Below are 25186 nucleotides of genomic sequence, written 5' to 3' on the forward strand. Positions count from 1 at the left end.
GTTGCTCTTGTCGTTTCATTTTACCGTTTTTTGTCCATTCTAAAGGAAGTTGATCAAACAAAGTTCGCTTCCCATCGCGGTATTGGGAGAAGAGTATTAAGGGAGTGCAGGAGGGATTCACCATGGCTGAACAAAAGAAAACAAGGGCCAAGACGTCTAAAGGTAAGAGACGCAAAAAGATATCAGGCAGAGCCTGGTTCTATGGATTATTTTTTACTATCGTAATCGGAATTGTATGCGGAGTCATCGGTTATCTGTTAATCATTCTCAACGGCGAAAGGCTGCTCGAGGAGCATGGGAGCAAGCTTGAGTTCGGTGAAGCCTCGATTATTTATGATGCCAAGGGAGAAGAGATTTCGCGTCTCTATGATGTGATGGATCATCGAGAAGTAGCCGAGTTTAACGAAATTCCCGAAAATATGCTTAATGCCATCGTAGCAACGGAGGATGAGCGTTTCTACAGTCATTCTGGACTGGACTTCTGGGCGATCGGCCGTGCCGTTGTGAAGGATATTATCGCACGCAGCGCAGTTGAAGGAGCCAGCACCATTACACAACAGCTGGCCAAAAACGTGTTTTTGACCGCTGACAAAACGTTTTTCCGTAAAGCGACGGAGGCTTCAATTGCCGTTGCGCTTGAGCAGCAAATGACCAAGGACGAAATATTGGCCATGTATTTGAACCGGATTTACTTCGGCAAGGGGATACATGGAATAAAAGCTGCTGCAGATTATTATTTCGATGCAGAGCTTAAGGATCTGGAGTTATGGCAGGCTGCGACGCTTGCGGCAATGCCGAAGGCGCCTAACCGTTATAACCCTATCAACAATCCTGAAGATTCGATGAATCGCCGCGCGGTCGTGCTGCAGTTGATGTATCAACAAAAGTACATTACGGAAGAGCAGATGATCGAGGCCAAAGCGGTTGTTTATGAGGCTCCGGAAAGCCAGGAACAATTCAAGTCTGGCTCCTATCCAGCTTATGTGGACTTCGTTATCGAGGAAGCGATGGAAGTGACCAAGCTGACAGAAGAAGAGCTGCGCGTCAGCGGACTTCGGATCTATACGACATTGAACCAGCAGGCTCAGCAGTCGGTAGACAAACAATTCGATAATGATGATAACTTTGAGAAAAGCGAAGATGAACAAATCGTACAGGGCTCCATGATTATCATCGATCATCGCAATGGCGAGATTCAGGCGCTCGCTGGAGGTCGGGATTACGTCAAGAAGGGCTGGAATCGGGTAACCAAATATCGTCAACCGGGTTCTGCGATCAAACCGATCGTTTCGTATGCCCCGGCGCTTGAGAGCGGCGATTACTTCCCGTGGACGGAGCTTACTAACGACAAGAAGTGTTTCTCGAATTATTGCCCAACGGATCGTTGGGGAGCAACTCCCGTTACGATGCAGCAAGCCATTAAGGACTCTCGCAATCTCGCCGCCGTCTGGATGCTTAACCAAATTGGCGTGAAGAACGGCGCAGCCTTCGCCAAGAAGCTTGGTCTGGAGCTGGAGAACGACGATATGAACCTAGCGCTTGCGCTTGGCGGGTTGACGAAAGGTGCATCGCCGCTTCAGATGGCAACGGCATATAGCGTCATGGCGAACGGCGGCAAGTCGGTTGATCCGCATTCGATCACGAAGATTGAAGGGAAAAATTATAACTATGACTACAAGCAGCCTGAATCCAAGCAGCTTATGTCACAGCAGACGGCATGGTATTTGACTGAGATGATGCTGTCAGTCGTCGAGAAGGGCGGAACGGGCAGCAAAGCAGCTATCGACCGTCCAGTAGCAGGCAAGACGGGTACGACCCAGCATGGCATCAAAGGATATTCTGGAGATGGGATTAAGGATGCTTGGTTTGTAGGTTATACACCGGAGTGGACAGCAGCTGTCTGGATGGGATACGATAAGACGGATATGAAGCATTTCCTTCACACAGGCGGATCGAAGGCAGCGGAATTGTTCGCTAAAGTGATGAAGCCGGCTATGAAGGGTGTGTCGCAAGGCAGCTTCAAGCAGCCTAGCGGTACCAAGGAAGATAAAGCACCAGCACAAATCTTGAACTTTACTGCAACATACAACCCTGATGAAATTCGAGTTGATCTAAGCTGGGATGCAAGTCCCGAACCGGACGTTACGTACGAGATTTTCCGCAAAGAGCTTAACGAAACGGAGTATCAGTTGTTTGACACGCGCGATAACACTGGGGTCACGGACATGAGTATTTTCCCAGGAATGACGTATGATTATTACGTAGTTGCCCTCGACACCAAGAGCAACTTGTCAAGTGAACCATCCGAGAAGATACGTATTGAAGTGCCTGAAGTGGACCTGGGAACACCAGATGTACCTCTGGATCCCGTTCCTACCGTAACACCAGACCCGGATGGCGCGTCGCCTCCACCGGACAATGGCGGTGAAGACGGCGGTACAGTCACGGACGATCCAGGATCGGGCGGCGAAGAAACGCCGGTCCCGACAACGACACCAACGCCGTCAGCGGATACCAATCAAGGTGGAGAAGCGGCTATTGAACCCACTTCCGAGGGAACGTAATAGCTTGTTCAGAACCTCTCCATCACGGAATAGGTGGTAGAAAATGTTCATACGATTGACCAGACTCCAAGAAGCGGCAATTGTGCTGCTATGCATCATCCTTTTATTGACGGGCTGCGGTTCCGGTAATAACAACCTTGCCGCACAAGCACAAGACGGCAAACCGAAGACAATTAGCTGGAGCAGGATGCCTGAGATGTCGATTGACCTTGATCGAAGCTACAAAGCTGTCGTCGAAACAACGAAAGGCAGCTTCGAAATTCGTTTGTTGACGAAGAAGGCGCCAGTAACGGTTAATAACTTTGTTTTCTTAGCCAATGAAGGTTTCTACGAAGGTTTGAAGTTTCACTCCATCATCGAAGCGTTTATGATCCAAACCGGTGATCCCAAAGGAAACGGGACGGGAAATGCGGGGTATCGTATTCCGGATGAGCTCGATATCGAATCGACCTATAAGGAAGGTGTCGTCGCGATGTTTAATACTGGCACACCTGATTCCGGAAGCAGTCAATTTTTTATCTGCACGGGACCAGATGCCTCAAACCTGAACAGGCAGCCGAATTATACAATATTCGGAAATATCGTTAAAGGTATGGAGGTTGTCAAAGCAATCGCGGAAACACCAGTTAAGAATGGAGTGCCAACAGAAGAAGTCAAGATCGTAGGGATAAACATTGTATCAAGTTAATCGAAGCGGCTTCTGCAGGGAATAACCTTGCAGGAGCCGTTTTTTATTACCTTTACGGTAGACAGGATAAGCCTTAGAGGGCCTCGGGAGATGGGAATGCTTGGTTTATTTTTCTGGTGCGCTGGAGATGGACGTTAAGTTATGGTAATCTTTTTCTATAGGAGTGTTCCATGTGAACGCAGAGTCGTCCCGAATCGTGGGCGGTAGTCATTCCTAAATGAACGGAAAGGTACGTTCCGTATGAAGAGAAAATTTTCCGATCGCGCGAACTGGCGCCGAATACTGCGAAGAAGCTACTCTTGCCTGGCGCTTGACGGAGACGAATTTAGAGGACTCGTCACCTTCTATCGGATCCACGAGCTGCGGGAGCCTCTCTGGAAGGAATATAACGGACGGAGGCTCTGCCTGGCTGACCGTGGTTACTTATGGATGCAGCACTTTCCTAAAGGTGAGCATTTTGTCGTGACCACGATGTTCGATGATAAGGGCCGCGTTGTACAATGGTATATCGACGTGTGCAAGACGCAAGGCTTAACGGATCAGCAGGTACCTTGGTTTGATGATTTGTATCTGGATGTCGTCGTATTGCCTAGTGGTGAAGTTTATTTGATGGACGAAGATGAGCTGGAGGATGCATTAAGACAAGGTGCAGTGTCAGGCAAGGATGCGGCGCTTGCACGCAAAACCGCAGGCAGGCTGTTGTCGAGTATCCGTAATGGCAGATTCCGTTATTTCACATTAAGTCTCAAACATCGCAAAAGTCTCTTGGAGCGAACGGGGGAACTAAGCGAATCATGATGGCCGTCAAGCGTAGGAGCAACACGCGCCGGAGGAAGTCTTCCAGGCGTCCGTGGCTGCTCCTGTTTCGTCTAATCGTCGTTATGCTGATTGCGTTACTAATATGGTGCGGGTATGTTGCATGGCTAATCAATCACCATACCTCTTCCTTCAAGGCTGGCATGCACGCCGATGCCGGCATCATTCTTGGCGCTGCTTTATGGAACGACAGACCGAGTCCTGCGCTTAAGGAAAGATTGGATTACGCTTTGCAATTGTACGAAGATGGAGCAGTTGATGTGCTCATTTTGTCCGGCGGACACGGAGGATTGTCTTCGACTTTGTCTGAAGCGGAGGGAATGCGTAATTATTTGATGGATAAAGGGTTGCCTGAAGACAAGCTGCTGCTGGAGAATAAATCGACTAGCACTTATCAGAATCTATTGTTTAGTATGGAGCTTGGCGGGGCAAGTGGAGTAGAGAGCTTCCTGGTCATCACACATGATTACCATGCTACTCGCGCGCAAGAGATAGCCGCATATGTCGGTTATGATCCCGTTATGGTGACTGGCGTTCGTTCGCGGGTCCTCAATCGGTTCTTTAATGATACACGTGAGGTGCTAGCCTACTCTAAGTGGAAGCTTGAATATGCTCTCTATCGAATAGGGGTTCTCTCTCCTGAGTAGTTGCTGTGAATCTGCTAATATGCCGCCTTAAGAGAGAATAAGCTTGTAATGCGGTAGTATTCGCCACAGCCTTCGTACAAAGGATAGGTGATGCGTCAGATGAATGGTCACGTCATATCGGGAGCAGGCAACGGCTCTGCCCGACCTTCCCGGCAGATTAACGTGGTACTCAGAACGAATGAATTAGCGAGCGTCGCATCGGCACATACGCTGGAAGCCGAACCGCTGCCGACCGTTAAGCCTCTTCCGGCTGTTGATCATTTCGCTGACATCCAGAAGGAACTTGAGCCTATGATCGGCATGGAGAACGTCAAGCAGCTTGTATATGAGATTTATGCATTGTTGTACATTAGCCGGATGCGGACGGAAGCGGGTCTATTCGGCGGTTCGCAAGTTTATCATATGATCTTCAAAGGGAATCCCGGCACAGGCAAAACAACGATTGCTAGAATTATCGCCAAGCTGTTCCAGAAGATGGGCGTGCTGTCCAAAGGGCATTTGATCGAAGTGGAACGGGCCGATCTTGTAGGCGAATATATCGGGCACACCGCACAGAAAACAAGGGACTTGGTTCGAAAAGCCTTAGGCGGTGTTTTGTTTATCGATGAAGCTTATAGTTTGGCGCGAGGCGGGGAAAAGGATTTCGGGAAAGAAGCCATTGATACGCTTGTCAAAGCGATGGAGGATCACAGAAACGGATTTATTCTGATCCTAGCCGGATATCCACTTGAGACCGAACAGTTCCTGATGACGAATCCAGGACTCCCGTCACGGTTTCCGATTCAAATCGAATTCCCTGACTATTCGGTTGATCAGCTTCTGCAGATTGGCGAGCTAATGGTGAAGGAACGTGATTATGTCATGCTTCCGCAAACCGTATTTAAGCTGCGCCAGCATTTGATGCAAGAGAAACAAAACGAAATGTTTTCGTTCAGCAACGCAAGGTTTGTACGTAATACGATCGAGAAGGCGATCCGGCACCAGGCGGTGAGATTAATCGGCCAGTACTCAAACTCGATTCCCGCCAAGGGCGAACTGATGACCATACGTCCAGAAGATTTGAAATTACAATGAATACCGCATTCGTTTAAGGTTTAAGGACGACAAAAGGGAGTACGATAAAGTAATGAACGAACAACTAGAGCATAGTCAAAGATGGGAACAACTGCTGGGTCTGGCTGAGCAAGTCGAAGACCAAGCAGTCGAAGCGTTCAAACGGACAGAACGGATAGCGGAACGCAATCAGTGGAAAGTTATTGAGGCGTTCAAGCGTCATGGCGTCAGTGATTTTCACTTCTCAGGTTCCACCGGATACGGGTACAACGATAGAGGACGCGAAGTGCTGGATCTTGTGTATGCCGATGTGATGGGAGCGGAGGCGGCGCTAGTAAGGCCACACTTCGCTTCAGGAACACATACGATTAGCTGCGCCTTGTTCGGCGTGCTTCGACCCGGTGACGAGCTGGTGTACGTAACGGGCAAACCTTACGATACGCTGCATAAGGTAATCGGCAAGAAAGGAGACGGTACCGGATCGCTCGCGGACTTCGGCATAAATTATCGTGAAGTCGATCTTCTGGCGGATGGCAGGCTCGATTGGGCTGCGATTGAAGCATCTATCTCGGAGCGAACCAAAGTAATCGGGGTTCAGCGTTCGAGAGGATATGCTTGGCGCGCCTCTTTCACCGTTGCGGAGATTGGTGAGATCGTTAGGCGAGTGAAGTCTATTCGTAAGGATCTCATTATTTTCGTCGACAATTGTTATGGCGAGTTCACAGAACTGCAAGAGCCGACCGATGTAGGCGCTGATCTTATCGCGGGTTCGTTGATCAAGAATCCAGGCGGAGGCATTGCGGAGACCGGAGGTTACATTGCCGGAAGGCAAGACTTGGTTGAAGCTGCATCCTATCGTCTCACCGCGCCAGGGATCGGAGGCGATGTAGGCGCCATGTTAGGGACGCTGCGTTCATTGTATCAAGGCTTGTTCCTTTCTCCTCACATGGTTGGACAAGCGGTTAAAGGCAGTATTCTTGCCGCGGCGATGTTCGAAAGATTAGGGTTTGAGACGAAACCTGCTTGGAACGAATCCAGAACGGATCTGATACAAGCTGTTAAGTTCGGACAAGCCGAGCCGCTTATTGCATTTGTACAAGGAATTCAGCAGGCGGCAGCTGTGGATGCTCATGTTGTTCCTGAGCCGTGGGATATGCCTGGTTACGATAATCCTGTCATTATGGCAGCAGGAACGTTTATGCAAGGGGGAAGTCTCGAGCTTTCAGCAGACGCTCCGATCAGGGAGCCGTATATCGCCTACATGCAAGGCGGGCTTACGTACGGACATGCCAAATATGGGGTTCTGACTGCGCTAGAGAAGCTGGTTTACAGCGGATTAATTGTGATTAAACCTTACATAACTTGACACATTTGTGGCGTGAGGATACAATGTAGCTATAAATGATCGACTGGAAGGTTGATGCGACATGGCAGATGAAATACGCAGAAATATGGCCTTGTTCCCGATCGGCATCGTAATGAAGCTGACCGATTTAACAGCAAGGCAGATCCGATATTACGAGCAGCACGAATTGATCGTGCCTGCCAGAACCGCAGGCAATCAACGGTTGTTCTCGTTTAATGACGTCGAAAGACTGCTAGAAATCAAATCCTTGATAGAGAAGGGCGTAAATATCGCCGGTATCAAGCAGGTCATGAATCCGGTATCCAAAGAATCGGACGACGCCACCATTGTTAGCGAGCAATCCGAAGTGAAGCGCCGCGAGTTGTCAGATCAGCAGCTTCACCGTCTGCTCAAACAGCAATTGCTGGAGAAGAGACCGGGTCGTCCTTCCATGATTGAAGGACAATTAACCCGTTTCTTTAATAAACGGTAATGACGAGAATGACTAAAGGAGATGATTCTGTGAGTTACACAAAAGAGGACATCAAGCGCATTACGCTGGAGCAAAACGTGCGATTCATTCGTTTGCAATTTACCGATTTGTTAGGCACGATTAAAAACGTTGAAATCCCAGTCAGCCAATTAGATAAGGCGCTCGATAACAAGATGATGTTCGATGGTTCTTCTATAGAAGGTTATGTTCGGATTGAAGAATCTGACATGTATTTATACCCTGATCTTGATACATGGGTTGTATTCCCTTGGGTAACGCAAGACCGAGTTGCTAGATTGATCTGTGACATCTATATGCCAGACGGCACTCCATTCGCCGGCGACCCGCGCGGCATTCTTAAGCGCGCGCTGAAAGAAGCGGAAGATCTTGGTTATACAGCCATGAATGTTGGTCCGGAGCCGGAATTTTTCTTGTTCAAGACAGACGAACGCGGTGAACCAACGACGGAATTAAACGACCAAGGCGGATACTTTGATCTTGCCCCAATGGATCTAGGCGAGAATTGCCGCCGCGAGATTGTTCTAACATTGGAAGAGATGGGCTTTGAGATCGAGGCTTCTCACCATGAGGTTGCACCTGGTCAACACGAAATTGACTTTAAATATGCTGATGCAATCAAAGCAGCTGACCAAATTCAAACCTTTAAGCTCGTTGTTAAGACGATTGCTCGTGTTCATGGCTTACATGCATCGTTTATGCCTAAGCCGCTGTTTGGAGTCAATGGCTCCGGCATGCATTGTCACCAGTCGTTATTCCAAGATAACACGAATATGTTCTACGACGAGAAGGACAAGCTGGGTCTAAGCGACACCGCTCGTTACTATATGGCGGGCATCCTGAGGCATGCGCGTGCAATGGCAGCCATTACGAATCCAACTGTCAACTCTTACAAACGTCTCGTACCAGGATATGAAGCACCTTGTTACGTTGCATGGTCTGCGAGCAACCGATCGCCGATGATTCGTATTCCAGCGTCACGCGGTCTTTCGACACGCGTTGAGGTCCGTAATCCAGACCCGGCGGCAAATCCATATTTGGCTCTTGCGGTTATGCTTAAAGCAGGTCTTGACGGCATCCAGAACCAGTACGAGCTTCCGGCTCCAACGGATCGTAATATCTACATCATGACAGAAGAAGAGCGTATCGATGCTGGCATTCCTAGCCTTCCAGTCGATCTTAAGGAAGCGCTCGACGAGATGCTCCGCAGCGACATTATCTGCGAAGCACTTGGAGATCATGCTCTGGCGCACTTCTACGAGCTGAAAGAAATCGAATGGGATATGTACCGCACGCAGGTTCACCAATGGGAAAGAGATCAGTACCTGAGCCTGTACTAAAATAGATGAAACTAAGAGGTATTCGAAGAACTAATCCTTCTTCGGATGCCTCTTTTTTGTTGTTCTTTGTTCCGAATCGGAGGTGGATAATCAATAGCCTGGACTCATGTAACCGACGTAATGAAGCGTCCATATGCTGTAAGAAACAAAGTAGGTGTTCAACATGTACGGATTTTTCCCTTATTATCCTTACTACTTCATCCGAAAGGATGTAGGATGTGTATGGAATCCCGCGAAAGTTGAATTAAATAGAACGCTTCGTGCATTATGGGAGCAGCATATTTATTGGACAAGATTGGCTGTAAATAGTATCGTTGGCCAATATCCCGATCAAGAAGATACGATCAAGCGATTGCTTCGTAATCCTGTAGATTTTGGGCAAATATTAGCTCCGCTTTACGGAACAGTTGTCGCAGATCAATTTGTTAAATTGTTCACCGAGCATCTAACGATCGCCGCAGAATTGGTTGCCGCTCTAAGAGATCAAGATGCTGTGAAGGCCGAGGACGCTCAGAAAAGATGGTTCATAAACGCGGATCAAATTGCAGAGTTGCTCAGCAGCATCAATCCATTCTGGTCCAAAGCGGATTGGCAGCATATGATGTATGATCATTTAAAACTGTTAAGTGAAGAAGTTACCGCGAGGCTAGATGGAGATTATGCGAAGAACATAGCTACTAATGATTTGATTGAACCGCAAGCACTTGAAATGGCCGATGTTATGACTGGAGGCATACTGAAGCAATTTCCTTCATATTTCATCTAAATCAAAAAGGTCGGCAAGGGATAACATCCCTTACCGACCTTCAATTATGATACTAACGAATTACATTAATGAATATCGCGGAAAAGTCCGATGACTTTACCGAGTATCGTAACATTGCTCAGACGCAGGGGCTCCATGGTGTCGTTCTCCGGTTGAAGCCTGATGTGATCCTTCTCTTTATAAAAAGTTTTGACCGTTGCTTCGTCGTCTTCGGTCATTGCAACGACGATATCGCCATTGTTTGCAGTCTGCTGTTGGCGTACGATGACGTAGTCGCCATTATGTATGCCGGCTTCGATCATACTTTCTCCGATTACATTAAGAATGAAAACATTATTATTGTCGCCGACGTAATGAGCAGGAAGCGGGAAATAATCTTCAATGTTCTCCGTCGCTGTGATAGGAATACCTGCCGTAACCTTACCGACGATCGGCACTTGCGCGACAGGCATATGAATGACATTGTCGTTATCATCCTGGCTTAAAATTTCGATTGCGCGAGGTTTCGTAGGATCGCGACGTATAAATCCCTTCTTCTCCAGCCTATCCAGATGACCGTGTACCGTCGAGCTGGACAGCAAGCCGACTGCTTCGGCAATTTCCCTTACGGATGGCGGATAACCTTTATCTCGAACTTCTTGCTTTATAAATTCAAGGATCGAATTTTGCCGTTTGGAAATCTTCGACACGTTCATCAACTCCATTCATCTTATTGTGTCAAATTATAGCACAGAACCGCCGTTCGTACAAACATAAGTTCTGAGGATCAAATGTTCGCATTTATTATTGACGGAAACGTTTGTTCGTGTTAAATTAAAAACAGAACAAATGTTTGGGGTGCTGATAATGATGATAATGAATCCAAGTACAAGCTCTTACCGTTCCTTATATACAGGACGTGTCGAAGTTCAGGAAACCGCTCGATTTCAGTTTCTGCGAAAACATCTAATTAAGATGGTTGCTAGTATTATGGTATTCATCCTTGTTTTTAGCAGCTTTCTAATCTTTGTGACACAGGCATCGGGGACGGAAGTAGAGGCGGCTGGCGTTAACGAGCAGGTGGTTACGGTCGGAAGCGGTGACACGCTTTGGAGTATTGCGAGTCATCACACAGACGGTAACGATATCGGTTATATGGTGTTTTCTATCAAGGATCGCAACAGCTTAAGTTCTGAGACTATTCATCCGGGACAGATATTGATCATTCCTGAGATCTAGTAGGAATGACTTGTTTAACATTCAATGAGCAATGGCCTCGTATATGCTCTTGTACGAATAGATGATTCTCAAGGTATTTCCAATTATGAGTATCTTCATATATTTGATATCTGCATGAAGAGCAACTGCTTACGTGGTTGTTCTTTTTGTCGTTTTTTTGACACTATGCCCATACAGACTGCTGCACCTTGACAATGCAACGTTGAAAATGTCAAAGTAGGAGTATTATGTTTGCATCTAGAGAAAGGGGCTAAAGATATGGATATCGACAAGTTGATTGAGCGAATTAACGAGCTGTCGCGTAAGAACAAGACGGTTGGATTAAATGAAGAAGAACTGAAGGAACGAGATGTTCTGCGTCAGCAATATTTAAACAATTTTAAGAGCAACTTCAAACAACAGCTTGATTCCATCAAATATGTAGAAGATGAAGAAAACGGAGATGGAAACGGAACAAAACATTAATTGAAAGCAAGAGAAGGAGGAGTTTATCTGTCACGTTCATGGGAGCGTAAAGTACGCAAAAATATGACAACCATTAACAAACAAAGGAAAAAACAAGGCACGGGCCAACTCGTGATGAACGCGGAGAAGGCTGACAGACTTACGGGGCGCAACTATGTGTTGCCAATATTACTGATATTGTTCATCGGCGCGTTTGTTGCTACGAGCTCGATGGGTCCAGATACCACTTGGGATTCACTGAATCTACTGACGATCGGCGCATATTTGGTGTTGGCGGCGTTATTTTATTTCCGCAAGCCTTATCTCAAGATCGGCAAAGATTATGTGCAATCACGCCGTATGATGGGAGACAAAAGGTTGAATGTAGCGGACATTAGCGCAATTCGAGTTCAGGATGGATATGTTACCATTCTGCCCAAGAAGGGCGGCGGATGGACATTTTCCCGTATGCTGAATCGATTTGACACTGCAACGATGTCTTCCAAGATGAAAGTGTTCGCACAGACACACGGTATTTTATTCGAAGAAAAATAGAGTTTGGGGAGAGAATGGGGAAATGGCGAAGCAAGCGGTATTGTTTGATTTGGACGACACATTGTTGTGGGATGACCGCAGTGTAAAGGAAGCATTCCGTGCCACATGCGAGGCCGGCGCTGCTGCAACCGGCGTTAATCCGGACGAGCTGGAGGAGGCTGTACGGAGAGAAGCAAGATCCCTGTATGAGTCTTATGAAACGTATACATTCACGAAGATGATCGGCATCAATCCATTCGAAGGATTGTGGGCAAACTTTACGGCAGGCGAACAAGCGGAGTTTCGCCAGCTGCAGGAGTTGGCTCCAGGTTATCGTAAGGCGGCGTGGACGAATGGTCTCAAAGCCCTTGGAGTAGACGATGAGGCATTAGGCGCGAAGTTAGCCGAGCAGTTCCCGGCGGAACGCCGTTCCCGTCCAATTGTATATGATGAGACATTCCGAGTATTGGATGCGCTCAAAGGCAAATACAAGCTGCTTCTATTGACGAACGGATCGCCTGACCTACAGAAAGAAAAGCTGGATGGTGTCCCTGAGCTTATTCCTTATTTCGACCATATCCTCATTTCTGGCGAATTCGGTCAAGGAAAGCCTGCAGCTCCAATTTTCCGTCATGCGTTGGAACGTCTCGGCATTGAGCCTGAGCATGGCATCATGGTGGGAGACAAGCTTACGACAGACATTCTTGGTGCTAACACCATTGGGATGACTTCGGTTTGGATTAACCGTCACGGTGCAGTACGCAATGATGAAATTGTGCCTACGCATGAGATCGCTAACCTCGAGGAATTGTTCACCTTGCTCGAACAATAAGGATTTGAAGTTTATAGCAACCTATACAAAAGCCCCTCGGCTGCTTCGTAGCAGGAGGGGCTTACGTATGATTGGAAGTGGATTAGTTGCTCGATTGGAATTGAGCATCCGCATAAGGATGTGCAATCCAGCCTTCTGTTTCGATAAACAAACGAACGGCAACGATTTGACGGTTGTCCATCAGCGTGAAGAAGTGTGGTTTATGCTCTGGAACAGAAATAACGTCACCTGCTTCAAGCTCTACATCAAAGTAGCCAACATCATCCGTGCCTTTAATAATGAAGATACCGCGTCCTGCTGTAATCGCACGAACCTCATCTTCCGTATGTGTATGAACGTTTTCGAACTTTTTGAGCAGTTCATCGAGATTAGGGGTAGCATCGGACAGGGAAATCAAATCCCATGTTTGATAACCGCGACGAGAAGCGAGATCGCGAATTTCTTCGTCGAAAGTTGCGAGGATTGAGCTTTTTTCTTCGTCGCTCAATACAAATTTATCTTGCAGTTCCGCCGGCAACTTGGCTGCGTTCCAATGTTCGTATAACACTTCTTGACTTTCGAGGAACGCACGTACGTTCTCTTCTCCTTGAATGCGTTGCTCCGTGTTGCGAATTCTAATTTCAGCCATGAGCATTCCCTCTTTTCCAATAGAAATTAAATGATATAATAATTATAAATCAATTGCGAACGATTGTCGATGGACTAGCCTTTTCAGCTAATAGGTATTCTGCTAAACTATTGGTTATTGCAAAGAATCCATGTCCGAATGAATGAGGCAAGCATAATTTATAATATAGGAATGTATTTGGATTGCCTTGAATGGCATGATTGGCACTCGTTGTCGAATGACTACGATTATAATATTTCTCAATGAGTTTGGGAAGGGTGTAGCAAATTGTCTAGACAGAGCATAGAACAAGCACTTAAGAAACGTATACTTATATTGGATGGCGCGATGGGCACAATGATTCAGCAAGCGAACCTGACAGAAGAGGATTTCGGTGGAGCGGAGCTGGACGGCTGTAACGAAATGCTTGTATTGACTCGTCCTGATGTCATTCAGTTGATTCATGAGCAATACCTGGAGGCCGGGGCGGATATTCTCGAAACAAACACGTTCGGCGCGACAAGCGTCGTACTTGCGGATTACGATATCCCTGAGAAGGCTAGGGAAATTAATTTGGCGGCAGCAAAGCTGGCAAGAGATGCCGCGGACAAATTCAGCACACCGGACAGACAACGTTTTGTTGCTGGCGCGCTGGGTCCAACAACCAAAACATTATCGGTTACAGGCGGTGTGACATTCGATGAGTTGATCGAAAGTTATTACGAGCAGACTGTAGCTCTCATCGAAGGCGGCGTTGACGCCATATTATTGGAAACATCGCAGGACACATTAAACGTCAAAGCGGGCAGCATTGGTGTTCGCAATGCTTTCGCTTCGACTGGCATTACGTTGCCAATCATGATTTCCGGAACGATCGAACCGATGGGTACGACACTTGCCGGTCAATCGATTGAGTCGTTCTATATTTCGCTTGAGCATCTGAATCCCATCTCGATGGGGCTGAACTGCGCAACGGGTCCGGAGTTTATGCGCGACCATATTCGGACGCTTAGCGAGATCTCGAGCTCGGCTGTCAGCTGCTATCCGAACGCAGGTCTTCCCGACGAGAATGGTCACTACCACGAGTCGCCTGAGTCGCTTGCCAAGAAGCTGGCCGCATTTGCCGAGCAGGGCTGGCTGAATATCGCCGGCGGCTGCTGCGGCACGACGCCTGCTCATATTCGTGCGCTTGCCGACACGATGGCGAACTATTCGCCGCGTGAATGCAACGGGACACATCCCGATGCCGTTTCCGGGATCGAAACAGTATTTATCGAATCGGACAACCGTCCATATATGATTGGCGAACGGACCAATATTTCGGGTTCTCGTAAGTTCAAGCGACTTATTAAAGAAGAAAAGTTCGATGAAGCCTCCGAGATTGCGCGTGCGCAGGTCAAGGGCGGAGCGCATGTCATAGATATTAACTTGCAGGATACAGACATCGATGAAGCTTACGCCGTTCATCAATTTCTACCTCAGGTAGTCAAGAAGATCAAGGCTCCGATCATGCTGGACTCCACTTATGATCATATTATTGAGTTGGGTCTCAAATATTCGCAAGGCAAGGCGATCATTAACTCCATTAACTTGGAGGATGGTGAATCCAAGTTCGAGAAGATCATTCCGCTGATTCACCAGTATGGCGCTTCGGTTGTCATGATTCTGATCGATGAGCGTGGTCAAGCGGTATCCCGAGAAGCAAAGATGGAAGTTGCAGATCGTTCCTATGGCTTGTTGGTGGACAAATACGGTGTGAAGCCGGAGGATATTATCTTTGATCCGAATATGTTCCCAATTGGCTCCGGCGACCCGCAATACATCGGTTCTGCGGTCGAGACGCTGGAAGGTATCCGGATGATCAAGGAGAAGTACCCGAAAGCGAAGACGATATTGGGTCTGAGTAACATCTCATTCGGATTGCCGGACGCTGGCCGAGAAGTTCTGAACTCTGTTTATCTGTACCATGCGACAAAGGCGGGACTAGACTACGCGATCGTAAATACGGAGAAGCTGGAGCGTTATGCCTCCATCCCGGATGAAGAGCGTAAACTGGCCGAGGATCTAATCTATAATACGACCGACGAGACACTGGCAGCGTTTGTAGCCGCATTCCGTAATAAGAAGGTCGAGAAAAAGGAAAAGATCTCTAACCTGTCGTTAGAAGAACGCTTGGGTTCCTATATTGTCGAAGGGACAAAAGAAGGGCTTATTCCTGATTTGGAAGAAGCACTCAAAACATATTCGCCGCTCGAGGTGATCAACGGTCCGCTGATGCGAGGCATGGAAGAGGTCGGCAGACTATTCAACAATAACGAATTGATCGTAGCAGAAGTGCTGCAGAGCGCCGAAGTAATGAAGGCTTCCGTAACCTATCTGGAGCCGTTCATGGAGAAGAATGAATCCTCTGTCAAAGGCAAGATCATTCTCGCGACAGTTAAAGGCGACGTTCATGATATCGGCAAAAACCTGGTGGAAATTATATTGTCTAACAACGGATACAAGATCATTAATCTCGGGATCAAGGTTCCGCCTGAGCAGTTGATCGAAGCCTACCGCAACGAAAAAGCAGATGCAATCGGGCTTTCAGGCCTGCTTGTGAAATCAGCGCAGCAGATGGTAATTACGGCACAAGACATGCGTAATGCAGGAATCGATGCGCCGATTCTGGTAGGCGGAGCGGCTCTTACGCGGAAATTCACCAAAACAAGAATTGGCCCGGAGTATGACGGACTTGTGTTGTATGCCAAGGATGCCATGGACGGTCTCGACATCGCGAATAAGTTGATGGACCCCGAGCATCGTTCGAGGCTCGAGGAGGAGCTTGCAGCGTACAAAGCATCCGGTGCGGCACTCGAAGAAACGGAGAAGTCGCTGCCACAACTGACGCGTGCCGTTCGTTCCAAAATTTCGCCGGATGCTCCGGTGTTTGCGCCGCCTGATACAGAACGTCATGTCTTGCGTGATGTGCCGATTCCGCAAATTGTACCGTATGTCAATATGCAGATGCTTCTTGGTCATCACTTGGGGCTGAAAGGTACGGTTGATAAGCTGCTAGCCGAAGGCAACGCAAAAGCAGTGCAATTGAAGGAGACTGTTGATGGGATCTTCCGTGAGGGGACACAAGATGGATTCTTGCGTGCTCATGGTATGTACCGATTCTTCCCGGCACAATCTTCTGGCAACGATGTTATTATCTATGATCCTGCGGATCATTCGAAGGAAGTCAAGCGGTTTACATTCCCGCGCCAGCAAGTGGAACCTTATCTCTGCTTGGCGGACTTCCTCAAATCGACGGATAGCGGCGTTATGGATTATGTCGGCTTCTTGGTTGTTACAGCAGGCGAAGGAATCCGTGAATTGGCAAGCAAGTGGAAGGATAGCGGAGATTACTTGCGTTCCCACGCGCTCCAATCGGTCGCGCTTGAGGTGGCGGAAGGACTTGCAGAACGTGTCCATCATATGATGCGTGATATTTGCGGTTATCCGGATCCAGCTGAGATGACGATGAAGCAGCGCCATGGTGCACGTTATCAAGGGATTCGCGTTTCCTTTGGATATCCCGCGTGTCCTAACCTGGAAGATCAAGGACCGCTCTTCGAGCTGATGAAACCGGAGGATATCGGCATCGAGCTGACAGAAGGATTTATGATGGAGCCGGAGGCTTCGGTGTCGGCAATGGTGTTCGCGCATCCGGAAGCTCAGTATTTTAACGTCGAAAAAGTTTAGTTGATCTCAAATAACCATAGCGAGAGCCTTCCTCGAACCGGTGCACCATTACCGCGGCGTGGAGGGCTCCTTTGCAAGCGGCAGGAAATCGCGAAACGGGATATAGTGAGGAGCAATGCAAATGAAGGTTTGGTTTATGGGCACAGGCGCTGGTCGTCCGAACAAACACCGCAATGTAACCGGCGTAGCCCTGCAGCTTCCGGATCCACATTGCGGTTGGTGGTTGTTCGACGCTGGCGAAGCGACACAGCATCAATTAATGAAGTTGCCGCTTAAGCTGAGCAAACTGGAAAAAATATTTATCACTCATCTTCACGGAGATCATCTATATGGATTGCCTGGTCTTCTTAGCACGCGTTCATTTGACGGTGGTGTTAGCCAGGTTGATATGTATGGGCCTACCGGTCTTAAGGCTTACATCGAGACGGTATTCCGTTTGACGGGAACAACGCTTGACTATAACCTTGTCATTCATGAGTTGGATGATCATGATCAAACACAGCCGGTCTTCGAGGATGAATGTTTCAAGGTGGAAATACTGTCGCTTGTCCACCGTGTACCCTGTTATGGCTTTCGCATTACCGAAAGCGATGCACCGGGGCGCTTACTCACCGAAAAACTGCAGGAGCTCGGATTGGAAGCGGGACCCATGTATGGGAAGCTCAAGCGCGGCGAGGCTGTGACGCTTGCTGACGGGCGAGTCGTGACACCAGAGTCTGTGACGGATGGCGTTATACCTGGCCGTATCGTGACTATTCTCGGTGACACTAGCCCATGTGATCATGCCGTGCAGCTGGCACGCGGAGCGGATCTTGTCGTCCATGAAGCTACGTTCGCTGGCGGTATGGAAGCGAAGGCGCATGAGTTCGGACACAGTACAACGATCGAAGCGGCAACGGCGGCACGTGATGCAGGCGCAAAGCTTCTCGTGATGACTCATTTCAGCGGCAGATATAACAATGAAGAGCTGGCCTTGTTAGAGCTTGAGGCGAGGACAATATTTTCGAATAGTTATGCCGCTCTGGATCTTGCAAGCTATGAGATCGAGCGGAAGGGAAGCGGCCCGGTGAACGGTTGTTCCGAGTAATTACTCAAGCATATCCAGTGATTGATCATTCATCAGATTGTATCATTGATCGAACGTATATTCTTATGCTTGATAGTATGATAAAATGGCTAAACGAGAATGGAAGCGGAATTAACTCAAGGAATGGAGTGATAGCGGATGAATGCTTGGACGGGAAGGGCGGAGAGCCTCGGCGAATGGCTCAATAACCTAAAGGCGGACGAGGAACTGATGGCTAATGTAACCCATTGGCGTACTATCCCGTCCCGTCCGTCCGTTAGCGTACCATTGCCGGATGATCTTCATGCTACTTGGAAGGAAGGGCTTAGACTTCGAGGCGTTTCAGAGCTATATGTGCATCAGGCAGACGCGTATAGGGCCGCGAGGCGCGGCGATCATGTCGTGGCGGTAACACCGACGGCATCGGGTAAGACGCTTTGTTATAACTTGCCAGTGATGCAGAGCCTGCTTGAAAACGACGAGGGCAGGGCGCTGTATCTGTTCCCGACTAAGGCGCTTGCACAGGATCAGGTGGCAGAGCTACAAGCGGTAGCTGATCTGATGGGTGTCGATATCAAAACACATACCTACGATGGTGATACACCGCCCACAGTACGTACGGCCATTCGTAATGCTGGACATATCGTGGTTACCAATCCTGATATGCTGCACTCAGCGATTCTGCCTCATCATACGAAGTGGGTAAAGCTGTTCGAGAATATTAAATTCATCGTAATCGATGAAGTTCATGCCTATCGCGGCGTCTTCGGCAGCCATGTTGCCAATGTTATTCGCCGGCTCAAACGTATTTGCAAATTTTATGGTTCGAATCCGCAATTTATATGTGCGTCTGCTACGATTGATAACCCGCGCGAACATGCCGAGAAACTAATCGGAGAACAGGTGACGCTTGTTGACAATAACGGAGCGCCGATGGGGGAAAAACATATCGTTTTCTATAACCCTCCAGTGGTAAACCAGCAGTTAGGCATTCGTAGAAGCAGCGTGTTGGAAACTCGTAGATTAGCGGCCATGCTTCTCAAGCAAGGCGTGCAGACGATCGTATTTGCGCGAAGCCGCGTTCGAGTCGAGCTGCTCTTAACTTATCTGCAAGAATTGGTACGAGACAAGATCGGAGACAAAAGTATACGAGGGTACAGAGGCGGTTATTTGCCCAAGCTTAGACGCGAGATCGAGCGTGGTCTTCGCAGCGGCGAAATCAGAGGTGTTGTCAGTACGAATGCGCTTGAGCTTGGTATCGACATCGGACAACTACAGGCCTGCGTACTCAATGGGTATCCGGGTACGATTGCAAGCACTTGGCAGCAATCCGGCCGAGCCGGTCGTAGGCAGGAGAGCTCCGTCACCTTTATGGTAGCCAGCAGCAACCCGCTGGATCAATATATTATCCAGAATCCTGACTTTTTCTTCAACCGTCCGCCTGAGCGAGCGCTTATTCATCCGGACAATCTGCTCATCTTAATCGACCACGTCAAGTGTGCCGCATATGAGCTTCCCTTTAAGCGGGGCGATACGTTCGGCGGTGAAAAGCTGGAGGATATGATGGAATTTCTCGTAGAAGAGAAGGTTCTGCATTATGCCGGCGATCGCTGGTTCTGGATGGAGCAGTCATTCCCGGCACATAACATCTCGCTTCGGTCAGCAGCACAAGAAAATTTCGTCATTATTGATATAACAACAAGCGAGCATCGTGTATTGGGAGAGGTCGATCGTTTCAGTGCGCCTACGCTAATCCATGAGGAAGCGATATATATCCATGAAGGCGTGCAGTTTCAAGTCGAGAAGCTTGATTACCCAGAGAAAAAGGCGTTCGTCCGTGAGGTGGATGTAGAGTATTACACCGATGCGAATCTGGCTGTAGAGCTGAAGGTGCTGCATGTGGACAAAGAGACGGTGTCTGGCGAGTTAGTAAGGAATTACGGCGAAGTGACCGTTAATGCGAAAGTGACTATTTTTAAGAAAATTAGGCTGCGAACGCATGAAAACATCGGCTCGGGGCCGATCCATTTGCCAGAAGAAGAACTGCATACAAGCAGCTACTGGTTCTCCTTCAGCGACGAAGCGGCGGCCAAACGTTCGAAAAATGAGATGCAATTCGCGCTGCTTGGCATTGCCAATGTATTAGTGCATATCGCTCCGCTTTATTTGATGTGTGACCCCTTCGACATACGTGTAGTTCCGCAGGTTAAAGCGATCCACTCTCAGAAGCCGACCATCTATTTCTATGACCGTTATCCAGGGGGAATTGGTCTCAGCGAGAGATTATATGACGTGCATGATGAGCTAGTGGCGCGTGCACAGCGGCTCATTACATCGTGTTCTTGTCAAAGCGGCTGTCCTGCTTGCGTTGGTCCGATCGAGGAGGTCGGCTTATTGGGCAAAGAGCAAGCCTTGTCACTTTTGAGAGAAGCAGGTGCATCCATATGAGCATGCGAGATCGAATGAACCGCCTGAGAGGCAATGGCGCCCAAACCAACGAACAACCGCTTGCAATCGCCGAGACCGAGACTGTTGATTCTGTGGAAACAGAAGGAGTTCTGCATCCAGCTTGGTCATCGTTCGGCGTTAAACTGAGGCAAGGTGAAAAGGGAGAGTATTTGGTACGAATATCCCAATTCGATCTATCCCATCACCATGGTACGCACGCGCTTGGAGAGCTTAGGGAAGCTGCAGCAGGATTGTCTGAATTTCATGTTGGAATCGAAGCCATCGAACCTGAGCAGATTTTGTATCTAGATCTGGAGACGACGGGGCTTGGCGTAGGGACAGGCAATGTTCCGTTTATGGTTGGACTTTCTTATCTGCAAGGAGATCGATTTGTTGTGGAGCAGACGCTGATCAGACATCCCGCCGAAGAGTATGCCATGCTCTACGATTTAGGGCAACGTCTGCGCAATTATCGTTATTTGGCGACATATAATGGTAAGACCTTTGATTGGCCTTTAGTATATAATCGGATGATCATGAACGGGCTGGGACGTCCGCTCAAGCAGCCGCTTCATCTCGACTTCCTTCATCCTTCAAGGTCCATTTGGCGCAACACGCTAGTTTCTTGCAAGCTTAGCCATATCGAAGAGGAGAGACTTGGCATTGTGCGTTCGGACGATGTTCCGGGATCGCTTGCGCCACAGCTTTATTTTCAGTTTCTAGCAGATGGAGATCCTACCCCCTTAGAAGGCGTCTTTATCCATAATGAGCTGGATCTACTCTCACTGGCTTGCCTGTCGATTCGATTCGGGCATTTGCTCAAAGAAGATATATTTAAGCGTATTCCTCATCCCGTAGAAACGGAGGAACTTGTCCGCACCGGATTATGGCTTGAACGTATGGGCAAGGACCGGCTGATCGAAGAGCTGTACCACAGAGCAGTAGTCCATGAATCGCCTACTCCGTCATCTCTCGCCAAGCTGGCCGCAAGAGATAAGAAGGCTGGTAATTGGGAACGGGCTGTGTTATTGTGGCAGAAGGTTGTACATGTTACGGAGTTTACGCAGTCTCCTAGCGGACAGGATGCATGTATTGAATTATCCATGTATTATGAACACAAGATCAAGGATTGGAATCGATCGCTGTTCTATGCATCCGAAGCGCTAGTGAGATGCCAGCATTTGTTCGAGGGGAAAAGGCTGGACGCTAAAGCGACCACTTTTGTTGAAAATATCCGCAAGCGAATTCAAAGATTGCAGCTTAAGATAAATAAACGTGAATCAGGAGTCATGGGGAAATAATGGAACAGAACACATTGCATCAGGTAAAAGGCTTATTAATCGACCTAGACGGTACGATGTATCACGGGTCACGACCTATCGAAGGAGCCAGCAGGCTCATTCATTATTTGCAGCAATCGGGCCTCGCATATCGATTCGTTACCAACAACTCGTCAGCTACTCCAGAGGAAGTAGCAAGCCGTTTGATTGGCATGGATATTCCGGCATGTCCCGACGACGTATGCACCTCGGCTCAAGCGGCTGCGGTTCTTATTGCGGGTTTGAAGCCTAATGCTTCCGTATATATGATTGGACAGAATGGTCTTCTAGAAGCGCTTACAGACGCGGGACTTCGAATAACGGATGATGAACCTGACTTTGTGGTGCAAGGCATTGATCGGGAGCTAAGCTACGGCAAGGTGGCGAGAGCTGTTCATCATATTCGGAACGGTGTTCCGTCCATATTGACCAATCCTGACTTATTAGTGCCGTCTACGGATGGCATGCTGCCTGGTGCAGGATCCATCGGAGCAATGATTCGCGCGGCGAGCGGTGTAGAGCCTATCGTCATCGGTAAACCGTCATCCATCCTAATGGATTACGCATTGTCGCGTATGGGACTTCCGGCTGATGGAACGTTAGTTGTTGGAGATAATCTAGCAACGGATATCGCGGCAGGTGTAGCTTCAGGTTGCGGTACGGCACTCGTGTTGACCGGTCTGACGACCAAAGAAAATTATGATTATTACGCAAACTCTGCCGGCTGCAGTCCTGACAAAATTTATGATACGTTAGACGAATTGAGGTCAGATTTGTCTTCGAGATAAATAGGTATGATATCACTTACATTCGCTGGGAGGTTTAACGGCTAGATGCAGGAGCTTCCGGAACTGGAAATATACAGAGCGTTACTCGCGGAGCGATTCGCCGGTGCAGCAATAACAGCACTCGAATGTTTGACGGGAGAGCCGTCAGAAGAAGATCATATTCTGCAAGACAATATTGTGGGCAAATATGTGTGGTTCGTAGAACGGAGAGCCGACCTAGTTGTGTTCCATTTGGACAATGGCAAGAGGTTGACCATTCGGTTAGCGGACGACGCTGCTTTGTTTGTTGAGTCTTCCAATGAAACCATGGGCGAAACGGTATCCATCCGACTAAGATTCGGCGATCGATCCTTAGCGCTATCGGGCGTAACGACGTCAGATTTCAGCTTGGTGTCCGTGAAGGAATTGGAAGCGCAGATGAAGGGGCGAGGTATCGATCCCTTCGACAAACGTCTTACATTGTCCAGATTCATCGAACGATACGCCAAAAAAAGAAGCACCATCAAGACGGCTTTGCTTGATCAGAACTTGATTGTAGGCGTTGGACCGGTATATGCGGACGAAATATTGTTCGAAGCGAAAATTCGTCCAGAACGCAAGCTGAACGAGATGATACCTGCCGATTGGGAGCAGCTTTATCATGCGATGGGGCATATATTGCGTGACGCGATATCCCATGGTGGCGTCAAAGTACAGCCGTTGTTCAGCGGCGACAGCTTTACGGGCGGATACCGCGATCGACTTGCCGTGCATGGCCTTGATGGTCAATTATGCAGGCGTTGCGGCGGCACAATCAAAAAAACATCCGTTGCAGGACGCAAAAACTATCGTTGTCCAGATTGTCAGCTATAAACCATTATTCGTGGAGGGGATCGCATGATCCATGTCTATTTGGATGACTATCGAAGATGCCCGGACGGCTTTGTACTTGCTCGAAATGCGGAAGAATGCAAGCTATTGATTGATTCAGGACCAATCGATGTGTTGTCGCTTGACTACGATTTGGGCTGGGGGCAGCCAACAGGTGATGAGGTCGTCAATCATATTATAAGCTCAGGCAGATTCCCGAAACGCATTTATTTGCATACTTCCAGCGCAGCGGGTCGTACCATGATGTATCATGCACTCTCCACATCGCTGCCTGCAGATTCACAATTATTTGGTGGTCCGATGCCTCAGCAGCTGTTGGATCAGATTGCAGGATTGAATCGTGAAAAGGGATCGAATTCAATTCAACCGTAAGTTCTAAATGTCCAATGTCCGTGCAAAAGTTGGATTGAAGATAGATTAATGACGAAAGAGGCTATTCAAACGTGACTGAATGGATCGGTACTGCCAATCAACATTATGCACCTTATGCGATGGAGGAACTACGTCGTTTGTTTCCTGGCGCCAGCTTCACCCTACTCGCCCCGGGCGAAGTATTCTGTATGAGATGTGACCTGTCAAAGGAGTCTGTGTTTGCTGCCATTACGGAACAGACCCCTGTCTTCTTGCGTCACTTGCAGCCCATCGACAGAGAGATTATCGCTCAAGGTGATGCGGGCGATCTGGAACAGCTTTCCGATATGATACGCAACGCAAGATTATCCTTCATGGATCGCCGAACCGCAGTGCATATACGTAAAAGCACCAATTCGAATTTTCACTACTCGACCTCCGATACCAAGGCGGTCCTCGATGCCGTTCTAGAGGAGATCGACGCGGAACCGGTTGTGCAGATGCCAGAAATTATAATTTCCGTCTATACAGCGGGTGATCGTCTCTACGTTGGATTCGGAACCCCAGTGGAAATGCTGTCTGATTGGCCAGGCGGCGCGGTACGTTTCCAACGCGAAGAAGGTCAAATATCTCGTGCCAAATTCAAACTCCTCGAAGCGGAGCGTACGTTCGGCATCGAATATACCGATTATCGCAACGCTCTAGATATTGGAGCGGCTCCAGGCGGATGGACATCGCTGCTGCTTGAGCGCGGTTTACGCGTGACGGCCATAGACCCAGCGGATATGCATCCCTCCCTCAAAAGTAATCCGATGCTCACACATCTGAAGCAGAATGCGTCGGATGTGTCGCTTGCCCCTTCCTCCTTTGATCTGCTGGTGTGTGATATGAGCTGGAGTCCCATGCTGATGTCACGTCTCGTATTAGATCTGATACATGCGCTTAAACCGGAAGCAACGGCCATTGTGACCATAAAGCTGATGCATAAGAAACCGCTGCAAACGATTCGCGAAGTGAAAGAAAGACTGAGTACCGGCTTCCACATCCTCGGTGCAAGGCAGCTTTTCCACAACCGTGAAGAGATGACGTTGTACCTGCGGAAGAAGTAGGCAACCAAATTCTTCTATGATATAATGATCGCAATTACCTATAATGAGGGAAAGAATCCCGACCCGCGTCTGACACATGTCAGATGTTGGTCGGGATTTTTTTATTAAATGCTAAGAAGTGATATGTTATTTCACCTTGTT

General features: G+C 48.3%; 23 protein-coding genes. 21 read left to right on the forward strand and 2 right to left on the reverse strand.

The features are described 5' to 3' along the window. Nucleotides 1-122: 122 nt before the first annotated feature. The 9 genes from ACX1C1_RS19085 (at nt 123) to ACX1C1_RS19125 (ending at nt 9730) form a co-directional block, all read left to right on the forward strand. The gene (locus tag ACX1C1_RS19085; RefSeq protein WP_458953759.1) at nt 123-2564 is read left to right on the forward strand and encodes a transglycosylase domain-containing protein; all 2442 of its coding nucleotides are present in this window, start codon (nt 123-125) and stop codon (nt 2562-2564) included. Nucleotides 2565-2607: 43 nt separating this feature from the next. Next, nucleotides 2608-3252: a peptidylprolyl isomerase gene (locus ACX1C1_RS19090; RefSeq protein WP_458953760.1), complete on the forward strand. Its 645-nt coding sequence runs from the start codon at nt 2608-2610 to the stop codon at nt 3250-3252. Between the two features lie 240 nt (nt 3253-3492). Further along, the gene (locus ACX1C1_RS19095; RefSeq protein WP_458953761.1) at nt 3493-4050 is read left to right on the forward strand and encodes a DUF402 domain-containing protein; all 558 of its coding nucleotides are present in this window, start codon (nt 3493-3495) and stop codon (nt 4048-4050) included. Beyond that, on the forward strand, nt 4047-4715 hold the full coding sequence (locus ACX1C1_RS19100) for a YdcF family protein (protein WP_458953762.1): 669 nt from the start codon (nt 4047-4049) through the stop codon (nt 4713-4715). The genes ACX1C1_RS19095 and ACX1C1_RS19100 overlap by 4 nt, the downstream gene beginning before the upstream one ends. 99 nt (nt 4716-4814) lie before the next feature. Beyond that, a complete protein-coding gene (locus ACX1C1_RS19105) occupies nt 4815-5789 on the forward strand; it encodes an AAA family ATPase (protein ID WP_458953763.1) in 975 nt (324 codons plus the stop codon). A 52-nt stretch (nt 5790-5841) separates the two neighbouring features. Next, the gene (locus ACX1C1_RS19110) at nt 5842-7134 is read left to right on the forward strand and encodes a methionine gamma-lyase family protein (RefSeq protein WP_458953764.1); all 1293 of its coding nucleotides are present in this window, start codon (nt 5842-5844) and stop codon (nt 7132-7134) included. 61 nt (nt 7135-7195) lie between these two features. Continuing rightward, nucleotides 7196-7606, forward strand: a complete 411-nt coding sequence (locus ACX1C1_RS19115; protein ID WP_458953765.1) for a MerR family transcriptional regulator — start codon at nt 7196-7198, stop codon at nt 7604-7606. A 29-nt stretch (nt 7607-7635) separates the two neighbouring features. Then, on the forward strand, nt 7636-8964 hold the full coding sequence (gene glnA / locus ACX1C1_RS19120) for a type I glutamate--ammonia ligase (RefSeq protein ID WP_458953766.1): 1329 nt from the start codon (nt 7636-7638) through the stop codon (nt 8962-8964). Nucleotides 8965-9127: 163 nt separating this feature from the next. Next, nucleotides 9128-9730 carry an acetylglutamate kinase gene (locus ACX1C1_RS19125; protein ID WP_458953767.1) on the forward strand — a complete coding sequence of 201 codons (603 nt, stop codon included), beginning with the start codon at nt 9128-9130 and terminating at the stop codon, nt 9728-9730. Between the two features lie 65 nt (nt 9731-9795). Here ACX1C1_RS19125 and lexA read toward each other — a convergent pair whose 3' ends face one another. Beyond that, a complete protein-coding gene (lexA, locus tag ACX1C1_RS19130; protein ID WP_458953768.1) occupies nt 9796-10419 on the reverse strand; it encodes a transcriptional repressor LexA in 624 nt (207 codons plus the stop codon). Nucleotides 10420-10576: 157 nt separating this feature from the next. On the opposite strand from lexA, the gene ACX1C1_RS19135 reads away from it, so the two are divergent. The 4 genes from ACX1C1_RS19135 to ACX1C1_RS19150 all read left to right on the forward strand — a co-directional run bounded on the left by ACX1C1_RS19135 (nt 10577) and on the right by ACX1C1_RS19150 (nt 12758). Then, nucleotides 10577-10948 carry a LysM peptidoglycan-binding domain-containing protein gene (locus ACX1C1_RS19135; protein ID WP_458953769.1) on the forward strand — a complete coding sequence of 124 codons (372 nt, stop codon included), beginning with the start codon at nt 10577-10579 and terminating at the stop codon, nt 10946-10948. Between the two features lie 258 nt (nt 10949-11206). Next, nucleotides 11207-11413: a DUF896 domain-containing protein gene (locus ACX1C1_RS19140; protein WP_458957727.1), complete on the forward strand. Its 207-nt coding sequence runs from the start codon at nt 11207-11209 to the stop codon at nt 11411-11413. Continuing rightward, nucleotides 11414-11947 (forward strand): hypothetical protein, encoded by a 534-nt coding sequence (locus ACX1C1_RS19145; protein ID WP_458953770.1) that lies wholly within the window; start codon nt 11414-11416, stop codon nt 11945-11947. It abuts the gene before it with no gap. 22 nt (nt 11948-11969) lie between these two features. After that, entirely contained in the window at nt 11970-12758 is a 789-nt protein-coding gene (locus ACX1C1_RS19150; RefSeq protein ID WP_458953771.1) for an HAD family hydrolase, read from the forward strand. An 82-nt stretch (nt 12759-12840) separates the two neighbouring features. On the opposite strand, the gene ACX1C1_RS19155 is transcribed toward ACX1C1_RS19150, so the two are convergent. Further along, nucleotides 12841-13386 (reverse strand): 1,2-dihydroxy-3-keto-5-methylthiopentene dioxygenase, encoded by a 546-nt coding sequence (locus ACX1C1_RS19155; RefSeq protein ID WP_458953772.1) that lies wholly within the window; start codon nt 13384-13386, stop codon nt 12841-12843. Between the two features lie 327 nt (nt 13387-13713). Between ACX1C1_RS19155 and metH the strand changes: the two genes are divergently transcribed. The 8 genes from metH (at nt 13714) to ACX1C1_RS19195 (ending at nt 25045) form a co-directional block, all read left to right on the forward strand. Next, nucleotides 13714-17094: a methionine synthase gene (gene metH, locus ACX1C1_RS19160; protein ID WP_458957728.1), complete on the forward strand. Its 3381-nt coding sequence runs from the start codon at nt 13714-13716 to the stop codon at nt 17092-17094. Between the two features lie 121 nt (nt 17095-17215). Beyond that, entirely contained in the window at nt 17216-18181 is a 966-nt protein-coding gene (rnz, locus tag ACX1C1_RS19165) for a ribonuclease Z (protein ID WP_458953773.1), read from the forward strand. 138 nt (nt 18182-18319) lie between these two features. Beyond that, nucleotides 18320-20608 (forward strand): DEAD/DEAH box helicase, encoded by a 2289-nt coding sequence (locus ACX1C1_RS19170; protein ID WP_458953774.1) that lies wholly within the window; start codon nt 18320-18322, stop codon nt 20606-20608. After that, nucleotides 20605-21909 carry a ribonuclease H-like domain-containing protein gene (locus ACX1C1_RS19175; RefSeq protein WP_458953775.1) on the forward strand — a complete coding sequence of 435 codons (1305 nt, stop codon included), beginning with the start codon at nt 20605-20607 and terminating at the stop codon, nt 21907-21909. The genes ACX1C1_RS19170 and ACX1C1_RS19175 overlap by 4 nt, the downstream gene beginning before the upstream one ends. Beyond that, entirely contained in the window at nt 21909-22715 is an 807-nt protein-coding gene (locus tag ACX1C1_RS19180; RefSeq protein WP_458953776.1) for a TIGR01457 family HAD-type hydrolase, read from the forward strand. The genes ACX1C1_RS19175 and ACX1C1_RS19180 overlap by 1 nt, the downstream gene beginning before the upstream one ends. A 45-nt stretch (nt 22716-22760) precedes the next feature. Continuing rightward, the gene (locus ACX1C1_RS19185; protein ID WP_458953777.1) at nt 22761-23567 is read left to right on the forward strand and encodes an Fpg/Nei family DNA glycosylase; all 807 of its coding nucleotides are present in this window, start codon (nt 22761-22763) and stop codon (nt 23565-23567) included. A gap of 24 nt (nt 23568-23591) precedes the next feature. Next, nucleotides 23592-23957, forward strand: a complete 366-nt coding sequence (locus tag ACX1C1_RS19190; RefSeq protein WP_458953778.1) for a cyclic-phosphate processing receiver domain-containing protein — start codon at nt 23592-23594, stop codon at nt 23955-23957. Nucleotides 23958-24028: 71 nt separating this feature from the next. Beyond that, nucleotides 24029-25045, forward strand: a complete 1017-nt coding sequence (locus tag ACX1C1_RS19195) for an SAM-dependent methyltransferase (protein ID WP_458953779.1) — start codon at nt 24029-24031, stop codon at nt 25043-25045. Nucleotides 25046-25186: the final 141 nt, after the last annotated feature.

The sequence above is a fragment of the Paenibacillus sp. strain BS8-2 genome, assembly GCF_054483835.1.